Below are 9,887 nucleotides of genomic sequence, written 5' to 3' on the forward strand. Positions count from 1 at the left end.
CGATGCGGCACCTGAAGAATTCGCCGACGCCATCATCGCCGCCCAGCTTCACAGGGCGGACGCGATTGGTGTCGATCTTTCCGCCTCATGGGATGAGGCGGCGCGGAGGCATCTCGCCTTCTACGACCGGCTGATCGCCGATCGTCGGGACTGACAGGCGACCGACGCTGCACTCCGCCCGCGTTTAAGCCTGTCGGTTGGCGTCCGCCTCAGCGCAAGGCGAGCGCCACGACGCCGATCAGCGCAAACGAGGCTGCGAGCCACCACAATTTGCGGCCCTGGCCGGCATCGATCGAGCGGGAGCCGGTCAGCAGCGCCATATCCTCGTAACCAAAGGATTCACCGGCAAGGCGCGCGGTGCGCTCGAGCCCGGCCATCTTCATCCCTGGAACCGACGAACGCGCGACCACGACAGCCTCCCAATTTCCCAAGTTTCCGACAGCTGCAGAGCCATTCGCAAGCTGGCGAATCTCGACCCCACCACTCTCGTTCGCGCCGGGTTAATGCGACATGAACCATCCGCCGCGACACCGTATGGCATGCTCGCGTGACACCGCTGCGACGCTCGCTCGGCTGAGGGTTCGGTGCACAGCAAGGGGTGGAGCGACGATTCTCCTGCTTGTTCGGAGCGATGTTCGTTATATGTCTGGGGAACAATCGTTGCGGCTGGCTTGAGTGCCGGCCCTGGCGACGTCCCGGATGCGCTATTCTATCAGCGCTGCGAATCAGGTGATCGGCGAACGAAATGACGGAGAATGGCGATCTTTTCGGTGAGGGCAGCGGCGAGCAGCCGCAGCGGGCGCCCGAGCCATCGCCGGTCAAGCGTGATGCGGCCGCCCCGAGCAAGCCTTCGCAGCAATCGGCCTCACCTTCCGTCCCGCGCAACGGCACCTTGTCCGAGGCCGGCTATACCGCGTCCGCCATCGAAGTCCTCGAGGGGCTCGAGCCGGTGCGCCGACGGCCAGGCATGTATATCGGCGGCACCGACGAACGCGCGCTGCATCATCTCTTCGCCGAGGTGATCGACAACGCGATGGACGAGGCGGTCGCCGGCCACGCAACCTTCATCGACGTCGAATTCTTCGAGGACGGTTCGCTGGCCGTCACCGACAACGGGCGCGGGATCCCGATCGATCCGCATCCGAAATTCCCGGACAAGTCGGCGCTCGAAGTCATCATGACAACGCTGCATGCCGGCGGAAAATTCGACTCCAAGGCCTATGAGACCTCGGGCGGCCTGCATGGCGTCGGCGTTTCCGTCGTCAATGCCCTGTCCGACCGGCTCGAGGTCGAAGTCGCGCGCGGCCAGATGCTTTATCGTCAGGTCTTTTCGCGCGGGGCCCCGCAGGGGCCGTTGGAAACCGTCGGACGCGTCGCCAACCGGCGCGGCACGAAGGTGCGTTTTCATCCCGACGCGCAGATCTTTGGCGAGGGGGCCCATTTCTCCCCTGCCCGCCTGTTCCGGATGGCACGCTCGAAGGCCTATCTTTTCGGTGGCGTGGAGATCCGCTGGCGCTGCGCTCCGGCGCTGCTGAAGCCGGAGGGTGACGTCGCGGCGGAGGCCGTCTTCCGCTTTCCCGGAGGCCTGCGCGACTATCTCGGCCGCGAGATCGAGGGCAAGGATCTGGTCGCCGAGCCGATCTTCTCCGRCAAGATCACACGGGATGGCGGCCACGGCTCGCTGGAATGGGCCGTGGCGTGGCTGGCGACCGGCGAAGACGGCTTCAGCTCGTCCTACTGCAACACCATTCCGACGCCCGAAGGCGGCACGCATGAGCAGGGCTTGCGCGTCGCGCTGCTGCGCGGCCTGCGTGACCATGCCGAGCGTATCGGCCAGTCGAAGCGCATGGCGCAAGTGACCTCCGACGACGTCATGGCGACCTGTGCCGCAATGCTGTCGGTCTTCATCCGCGAGCCTGAGTTCCAGGGCCAGACCAAGGACAAGCTTGCGACTCTGGAGGCCGCGCGCATCGTCGAGAACGCAGTGCGCGATGCTTTCGATCACTGGCTCGCCGCCGCGCCGCAGCAGGCACTGAAGCTGCTCGACTGGTCGGTCGACCGGGCCGAGGAACGCCAGCGCCGCCGGCTCGAGAAGGAAGTTTCGCGCAAGACCGCGACGCGCAAGCTTCGGCTACCCGGAAAGCTAGCCGATTGCAGCAGCGCGGGCGCTGCAGGCTCCGAACTGTTCATCGTCGAGGGCGATTCCGCCGGCGGGTCAGCCAAACAGGCGCGCAACCGCGCGACACAGGCGATCCTGCCGCTGCGCGGCAAGATCCTCAACGTTGCCAACGCGACCCGCGAGAAGCTGAACCAGAACCAGCAGCTTGCCGACCTGATCCTGGCACTTGGCTGCGGCATCGGCAGCCAGTTCCGCGAGGATGACCTRCGCTACGAGAAGGTCATCGTGATGACGGACGCCGATGTCGACGGCGCCCATATCGCTTCGCTGCTCGTCACCTTCTTCTGGCGCCAGACGCCGCGCMTGATCGAGAAGGGCCATCTCTACCTTGCCGTGCCGCCGCTCTATCGGCTCCAGCATGGCGGCAAGAGCGTCTATGCCCGCAACGACGCCCATAAGGACGAGCTGATCGCGACCGTGTTCAAGGGCAAGAAGCCGGAGATCAGCCGATTCAAAGGTCTGGGCGAGATGATGCCGGCGCAGCTCAAGGAAACCACGATGGACCCGGCCAAGCGCATCCTGCTCAAGGTCATGGTCGAGCATGAGGCGCGGGACGAGACCTCCGACACCGTCGAGCGGCTGATGGGCAACAAGCCGGAAGCCCGCTTCACCTTCATCCAGGAACGCGCGGCCTTCGCCGGCGAACTGATCGACCTGTGAGGCCGGGGGCGCGGCCAGGATATTCGGGCACGCGCTACCCTCGCATTTTTGTCGGTGAGACCGTCAAAGTCGGCGGGCTGTCAGCCAGGTGTCCCGGCGGCATCTTGCCGACATGCCCAACCGCAATCGCCCGCCCCCGAACACGCCGCATGATGATACCGATGCCAGAACAGGCCCCCATGCTCAGCCATGGCCGATGATCGCATGGGGCAGCCTGCTTCCTCTCCACCTCGACGCCACGCGCTGGTTTCACCCAACTGGGACGACATCGCGATCTTCCACTCCGTCGCGGTCGGTGGGACGCTGGCCGTGGCAGCGGTCGCGCTCGGGCTGAGCGAGGCAACGGTAGCCCGTCGCMTCAAGAGTCTCGAGGCAGAGCTCGGCCTGCCGCTGTTCAGGCGCATGGCGAACCGGCTCGTTCTCACCGAGATCGGCGCAACTCTCGCCGGCGATGCCAGTGACATCGCCAATGCGGTGGAGCGCTTCAGCAACCGGACGCGTGCGGCACGCTCCGCCGATGATGCGCCTGTCCGGGTGACGGCGACGACCTCGATCAGCCTGTTCCTGACCATGCATGCGACGACGATTTCGGCCCAGGCGGGCGGCGTCGAGATCGGCATCATCAGCACGCGAGACCGGCTCGACCTGGCTCGCGGGGATGCCGATATTGCAATCCGGATGCGCCGCCCCCCGCAGGAGAGCGGCTATTTCAGCCAGAAGATCGGTCGACTGGTGCAGGCGCTCTATGCGCGCCGCGATGTCGATCCTCTGACGGCGCCCATCATTTCGGTCAGCCGTGACGTCTCCTCCCGTATCGAGGAGCACATCCTGAACTGGGCCAATGGGCGCCCGATCGCGGCCCGCGTCGGAGATTCAGCCGCGCGCTATGAGAGCATTCGCTCGGCGGGCGCCGTTTCGATGGCGCCGTGCTTCATGGCCGATTTCGACGACGCGCTGATCCGCCTCGCGCCGCCACCGGACGAAACTGCCGACGAGATCTTTCTCGTCTCGCACGAGGTCCCCCGCCAGCGTCCGGCCGTGATGGCCGTGCTGCGGGCGCTGCAGACACTCTTTCGAGCAAACAGGACACGCTTGAATGGCATTCTGACGACCCCGGCAAGCATTCGCTAACCAAGCTTTTACTGGCGCGCGCGCAAAATGCTCATCAAGGGGCGGCATTGCGCCCCAACGATGCGGAGCGCCCCATGCGGGTCATCAAACTCTTCTTGAAAAACGAGCGCGGCAGCATGGTCGCGGATGTTGCCAAGGCTGGCGCGGCGATCGCCTTCCTTTCGGTCATCGCCGTCAATTTCGTTTCCACCCAGACGGCGCAGCATCTCGACACAGAGCGCCTGAGCCAGGTCGCATCCGCAGCCTCCAAGGGCCAGATGATCGATCCGCTCGTCACCGGATCGATCCGCAAGAGCGCAAACGAAACAAGGCTCGACCCCTGCTCCGCTCCGCGCTGAGCGTCAGCCCAGCCAGCTCAGCAGCGCTTCTGTAACCGCCTGTGGCGCTTCCAGTGTCGAGAGATGGCCGCAATCGGGAATGGTGCGCAGCCGCGCATTGCCCCCGATTCCATCGGYGATCTCTCGGGCTTCCGCGACAGGCGTGATCTGGTCCTCCGCGCCAACCAGAATCATTGTCGGCACCGAGATGGCAGCAAGGCCCGGCCGAGAGTCCGGCCGCCCCATGATCGCTCTTTGCTGGCGAACAAACCCTTTTGCACCAATATCTTCTGCCATTTTCCGCACATCGAGGCGCAGTACCTCGTCGGTCAGGCGTTCCGGCGCCACGAGCTTTTGCCAGAGCAAAGTCGTGACATTGTCGAAGGCCCCTTTCTCGGCGAGAGCAATCATCTGCTCACGCGGCGCGTTGGTTTCCGGCGTCGCCGGCTTCGCGCTGGTGTCGAGCAGCGCCAGCCGCGTCACGCGCTCCGGCGCCCGGCGCATGATGTCCAAGGCGATATAGCCACCCATCGACAGACCGCAGAGCGCAAACCGCTCCGGGGCCGCCTCCAGCAGCCGAGCTGTGATGGCGGCCAGGCTATCGTCGCGGGCATGATCGGCGACGAGGACCGGCCGCCCTGGGGCAAGCGCCGGCCATTGCGGTCCATAGAGCGCCGCGGTGCAGCTCAACCCTGGAATCAGCACAAGCKGCTCGTTCATGGCAATCATAYCTTCCGTTCTTGCCTAGTTTGTTGACTTTCCCGCGTTATTTCTGCATTGGACAGGGGTCCGAAGGCGCGCAGGAAAGAGAAGTCGCGCCACCGTCGCGGTTGATAGGTCGTCCCGCCACGTGTCACCGACCCTGAAGAAGCGCAACTCTCGATGTCTTTTGCCGAACTCGGCCTCAGCGATAAAGTTCTGACGGCGGTCACATCCGCAGGCTATTCCACGCCTACCCCCATCCAGGCTCAGGCCATTCCCCATGTGCTCGCGCGCCGCGATGTGCTCGGCATTGCGCAGACGGGCACGGGCAAGACCGCCGCCTTCACCTTGCCGATGCTCACCATTCTGGAGAATGGCCGGGCCAGGGCGCGGATGCCCCGCACGCTGATCCTGGAACCGACCCGCGAGCTTGCCGCGCAGGTCGAGGAGAATTTCTCGCGTTACGGCGTCAACCAGAAGCTCTCGGTCGCGCTGCTGATCGGCGGCGTCTCCTTCGGCGATCAGGACGCCAAGATCACCCGCGGCGTTGACGTACTGATCGCGACGCCTGGGCGCCTGCTCGATCACGTGGAGCGCGGCAAGTTGCTGCTGACCGGCGTCGAATTGCTAGTCATCGACGAAGCGGATCGCATGCTCGACATGGGCTTCATCCCCGACATCGAGCGCGTCTGCAAGCTTGTGCCTTTCACGAGGCAGACCCTGTTCTTCACGGCGACGATGCCGCCGGAAATCACTCGGATCAGCGAGCAGTTCCTGCATAATCCGGTGCGCATCGAGGCTTCGCGTCCMGCGACGGCAGCCACGACCATCACGCAGCGCCTGATCGCCTCCAATTCGCAGGACTATGAGAAGCGCGACACGCTGCGCAAGCTGATCCGCGACGCCAAGGACCTGCAGAACGCGATTGTCTTCTGTAACCGCAAGCGCGATGTCGCGACGCTCCATAAGTCCCTGCTGAAACATGGTTTCCCTGCCGTCGCGCTGCATGGCGACATGGACCAGTATGCCCGCATGGCCGCACTGGAATCCTTCCGTACCGGCGAGAATCCGATCCTGGTGGCGAGCGACGTCGCCGCCCGAGGGCTTGACATCCCGGCCGTCAGCCACGTCTTCAATTTCGACGTTCCGACCCATGCCGAGGACTATGTCCACCGCATCGGCCGCACCGGCCGGGCCGGCCGCCTCGGCGCAGCCTTCACGATCGTCACCCGTCACGACGACAAGCTTGTCGCCGCCGTCGAGAAGCTCACCGGCCAGCCGATTGCCTGGGAAGGCCCCGGCCTCAACGACCTGCCTCCCGGTGAACCGCGCGACGAGCGTCGCAGCCGCCGCGACGACAAGCGTTCGCCGCGTGGCGGTCGCGGGCGTCCCCTGCGGACCCCACGCGAGGAAGCCGCACCGTCGGAAGAGGCAGCGGTCGTGGAAGTCGCCGATCGTGCCCCTCAGGACACCCGCCGCCGTGGCGAGGACCGGCCGACCAAGACCCGCATTCGCCATGCCAGCGAGCAGCCTGCGCCAGCGCACTCGCGCCCACATGATCGGCGTCGGGACGAGGACGATCGCGAACCCAAGGTCAAGGGCCTGGGCGATCACGTCCCGGCCTTCCTGCTGCGGCCCGTCAAGGTCGGCTGACACCGCAGCATCAACGGTATCTTAACACCGTTCCTCCAATCTTAGTGAGTGGCTAGGGCTTCCCGCAGCCACCCTGCGGGGCGCGATTGCCGCCGTCATGACGGACAGAATGTCCCGCTTCGATTCACAATCGAGCCCGAGATGGCCGGTGTGGCCAGCGGGATCGGCTCCGGTCGGGCGATGACGATGAGCGAACAGACGCAGTCCTCCCAGTACACGTCCGACCTGCCCGACCGTGTCGTTGCGGCCATGCGCCAACATGGCTCTCCCGGCTATCCCCGCGCCTTCGAGGTCTGGTACGCACATCTGAGCGGCGAGATGCCCGCACTCAGCATKGTGATGAACGCGATCATCACCGGTAGCGAGGGTCAGGTCGGCGCTGCCGATATCGACAGCCTCTATGACCGCTTCATCAGCACCGAACGGCTCGCGCGCCAGGCCGAACGCACCAGCCTGCAGGTTCTCGGCGAGATCGACAGCCTGATGTCGCTGGTCGATCGCGCGCTGGATTCGAGCGAGCGCTATCACGGCCGCCTCAGCGCGATGTCGGACGAAGTCCCGCCCATGACCGACCGGCAGCGCTTGCGCGAATGGGTCGAAGCGCTGGTCATGTCGACCCGCGAAGAGGTGGTGCGCAAGACCCAGCTCGAGTCGCAATTGAAGGACAGCTCCAACGAGATCCGCCATCTTCGCGAGGCGCTGGAAACGACGCGGGCCGAGGCGCTGACCGATCCTCTGACCGGCCTCGCCAATCGCCGCCACTTCGAGGAGATGCTGCAGAAATCGATCGACCAGGCGACGCTGCAGCGCGAGCCCTTTGCGCTGGTCATGGCCGATATCGACTTCTTCAAGACCTTCAACGACGCACATGGCCATCTGACCGGCGATCAGGTGCTGCGCCTCGTCGCCCGCACCATGAAGGACAAATTCAAGGAGAAGGCGGTGATCTCGCGCTTCGGCGGCGAGGAATTTGCGATCATCCTGCCGGAAGCCGATATCGTCGCCGGCAAATTCGGTGCCGAGACGGTGCGCCAGGCGCTTCTCACCCGCGAGTTGATCAAGCGCTCGACCAACGAAAACCTCGGTCGGATCACCATCTCGCTGGGAGTCTCGGTCTATCGTCGAGGCGACACGGCCGGTTCACTGGTCGATCGCGCCGATCAGGCCTTGATGCAGGCCAAGCGTGACGGCCGCAACCGCACGATCACCGAAGAGGCGCTGGACACGACAAGCCGCGTGGCCTGACTCGCGCTATCCGGGGATCAGGAGCCGGTAAGCGCCGTTTCGGCGTGGGGCTTGATCTCGACCGATTCGCCGCAGCCACAGGCGGAAACCTGGTTCGGGTTGTTGAAGACGAAGGTCGAGGAGAAGCGGTCGCTCCTGAAATCCAGCTCGGTGCCGAGCAGAAAGAGCACAGCCTTGCCATCGACGACCACGGTCGCATCCTTCTCGGTGACGACCTCGTCGCCCTTATGCGCCTCACGGGCGACCTCGAAGGTGTACTCCATCCCCGCGCAGCCGCCCTTCTTGACGCCGACACGAAGGCCGAGCGCCGGCGCGTCCGGATTGTCGAGCGCCGATTGCGCCATGATCTCGCGGATACGCGTCGCAGCGGCGTCGGTCAGCGACACCACCTTCAGGCCCGGAATTGAAAACATCCTCGTCCCTCCTCGATCGGGTTCAAGGCCCGATGAAACAGGATTGCATGTTCTACATAAGGATCGGTAAGCGCAACGTCGAGGTGTTGCGGCGCAACGGCGCCATTTCATTGCGCACATTGCATGACGGGCCGCGGCATGCACTGTGACACTCTCACCAGAAGCGGCTCGAACACACATGACCTATCGCCTGCACCGCCCGGAATCGCTCCATGCCCTCGTCCGCGAGATGGTCACAAGGGCCGGCTGGACGGAGGCGCAGGCACAGGAGACGGCACACCATCTCGTGCTCGCCAATCTGAGCGGCCATGACAGCCATGGTGTCGGCATGATCCCGCTCTATTTCACCTCGCTGGCGGACGGGAACCTGAAACCGGACGCAGCGCCCGTCACGAAACTCGACAGCGCTCCCTTCCTGATCATCGACGGCCAGGTCGCGCTCGGGCAGCCCACCGCGCGCGAGGCGGTCGAACGCGCAGCCAAGATGGCGCAAGACGGTGGCGTCGCCATCGTCAGTCTGCTGGACGCGCACCATATCGGCCGCATCGGCCACTATGCTGAGATCGCCGCGGAAGCCGGGCTGATCTCGTTCTTCTGGGTGAATGTCGCCGGCCGCCCGCCGATCGTCGCGCCCTATGCCGCCAAGGAAGCCCGTTTCGGCACCAATCCGCACGCCATCGGCATTCCCGTGCCTGATGGTGAGCCGATCATCCTGGATTTCGCCACCAGCCGCATGGCGCATGGCAAGGCTCGCGTCGCGCTGAACAAGGGCGTTGAGGTGCCTCCGGGCTACATCATCGATGGCGAGGGCAGGCCAACGACCGATCCCGCCCATGTCTTCCAGCACGCCATTCCGGACCTGCCGCTCGGCGCGTTGCTGCCCTTCGGCGATCACAAGGGCGCCGGCCTGTCGCTGATTGCCGAACTGCTCTCAGCCGGACTGATGGGCGCTGCCCGTATCGACGAAAAGCCACAGAGGAGCTGGATCATCAATTCGCTGTTCGGCGTGCTGATCGACCCGTCGCGGCTGGAGCCGGACGCCGCGCTCCGCAAGAGCCGGACCGAGAGCTATCTCGCGTTTGTTCGCGCCGCGAAGCCGCAGGACCCAGCCAGTCCCGTGCTGGCGCCGGGCGACAAGGAGCGCGCGGTCCGCGCCGAGCGCGGTCGCGCCGGCATTCCTCTTGACGATGAGACCTGGTCGCAGATCAAGGGGGCAGCGGCGCGCTACGGGATTGATGCAGAGCAGTACTGAGCGCTCAGGCTCGCAATGGGAGCACGGGGCGCCAATGACGCTTGATGACTACAACGCGTTCTGCGCCTCATTGCCAGCGACGAGCCATGTCGTGCAATGGGGCGGCGCCCATGTCTGGAAGGTCGGCGGCAAGGTTTTTGCCATTGCCGGCTGGAGCGGCGGCAAGCCGCTGGCCGTCACCTTCAAATGCTCGGATATGGCCTACACCATCCTCCAGGAGCAGCCCGGCCTGCGGCCTGCCCCCTATCTCGCCTCACGGGGAATGACCTGGATCCAGCGGCAATCCGATGAGAGCATGGCCGACGATGCGCTTCGGGATTATCTCCGCGAAAGCC

At 65.0% G+C, this 9,887-nt stretch carries 10 protein-coding genes; 7 read left to right on the forward strand and 3 right to left on the reverse strand.

The features are described from left to right. Nucleotides 1-209 precede the first annotated feature (209 nt). Nucleotides 210-410: a hypothetical protein gene (locus AC1DJT_RS29580; protein WP_476835441.1), complete on the reverse strand. Its 201-nt coding sequence runs from the start codon at nt 408-410 to the stop codon at nt 210-212. Between the two features lie 335 nt (nt 411-745). On the opposite strand from AC1DJT_RS29580, the gene parE reads away from it, so the two are divergent. The 3 genes from parE (at nt 746) to AC1DJT_RS29595 (ending at nt 4,308) form a co-directional block, all read left to right on the forward strand. Continuing rightward, entirely contained in the window at nt 746-2,839 is a 2,094-nt protein-coding gene (gene parE / locus AC1DJT_RS29585; protein ID WP_476835442.1) for a DNA topoisomerase IV subunit B, read from the forward strand. A gap of 204 nt (nt 2,840-3,043) precedes the next feature. Continuing rightward, nucleotides 3,044-3,970, forward strand: a complete 927-nt coding sequence (locus AC1DJT_RS29590) for a LysR family transcriptional regulator (RefSeq protein WP_476835443.1) — start codon at nt 3,044-3,046, stop codon at nt 3,968-3,970. Nucleotides 3,971-4,044: 74 nt separating this feature from the next. Continuing rightward, on the forward strand, nt 4,045-4,308 hold the full coding sequence (locus AC1DJT_RS29595; protein WP_113518715.1) for a hypothetical protein: 264 nt from the start codon (nt 4,045-4,047) through the stop codon (nt 4,306-4,308). A 3-nt stretch (nt 4,309-4,311) separates the two neighbouring features. Here the strand turns inward: AC1DJT_RS29595 and AC1DJT_RS29600 are convergent, their stop codons facing one another. Continuing rightward, nucleotides 4,312-5,007, reverse strand: a complete 696-nt coding sequence (locus AC1DJT_RS29600; protein WP_476835444.1) for an alpha/beta fold hydrolase — start codon at nt 5,005-5,007, stop codon at nt 4,312-4,314. A 162-nt stretch (nt 5,008-5,169) separates the two neighbouring features. Between AC1DJT_RS29600 and AC1DJT_RS29605 the strand changes: the two genes are divergently transcribed. Further along, nucleotides 5,170-6,642, forward strand: a complete 1,473-nt coding sequence (locus AC1DJT_RS29605; protein ID WP_441491779.1) for a DEAD/DEAH box helicase — start codon at nt 5,170-5,172, stop codon at nt 6,640-6,642. Nucleotides 6,643-6,828: 186 nt separating this feature from the next. Continuing rightward, the gene (locus tag AC1DJT_RS29610; protein ID WP_476835445.1) at nt 6,829-7,887 is read left to right on the forward strand and encodes a GGDEF domain-containing protein; all 1,059 of its coding nucleotides are present in this window, start codon (nt 6,829-6,831) and stop codon (nt 7,885-7,887) included. Nucleotides 7,888-7,904: 17 nt separating this feature from the next. Here the strand turns inward: AC1DJT_RS29610 and AC1DJT_RS29615 are convergent, their stop codons facing one another. Next, complete coding sequence (locus AC1DJT_RS29615; protein WP_441491781.1) at nt 7,905-8,300, reverse strand: HesB/IscA family protein; 396 nt, start codon at nt 8,298-8,300, stop codon at nt 7,905-7,907. Between the two features lie 178 nt (nt 8,301-8,478). Here AC1DJT_RS29615 and AC1DJT_RS29620 point away from each other — a divergent pair, with 178 nt between their 5' ends. Further along, the gene (locus AC1DJT_RS29620; RefSeq protein WP_476835446.1) at nt 8,479-9,552 is read left to right on the forward strand and encodes a malate/lactate/ureidoglycolate dehydrogenase; all 1,074 of its coding nucleotides are present in this window, start codon (nt 8,479-8,481) and stop codon (nt 9,550-9,552) included. Nucleotides 9,553-9,586: 34 nt separating this feature from the next. Further along, on the forward strand, nt 9,587-9,887 hold a 301-nt coding region (locus AC1DJT_RS29625), incomplete at its 3' end, for an MmcQ/YjbR family DNA-binding protein (protein WP_476835447.1).

This window comes from Allobosea sp. 05T422_2 (assembly GCF_056396265.1).

Coding starts and splice junctions, on each gene's coding strand:
- AC1DJT_RS29620 (WP_476835446.1), top strand. CDS start 8,479: ATGACCTATCGCCTGCACCGCCCGGAATCGCTCCATGCCCTCGTCCGC.
- AC1DJT_RS29615 (WP_441491781.1), bottom strand. CDS start 8,300: ATGTTTTCAATTCCGGGCCTGAAGGTGGTGTCGCTGACCGACGCCGCT.
- AC1DJT_RS29595 (WP_113518715.1), top strand. CDS start 4,045: ATGCGGGTCATCAAACTCTTCTTGAAAAACGAGCGCGGCAGCATGGTC.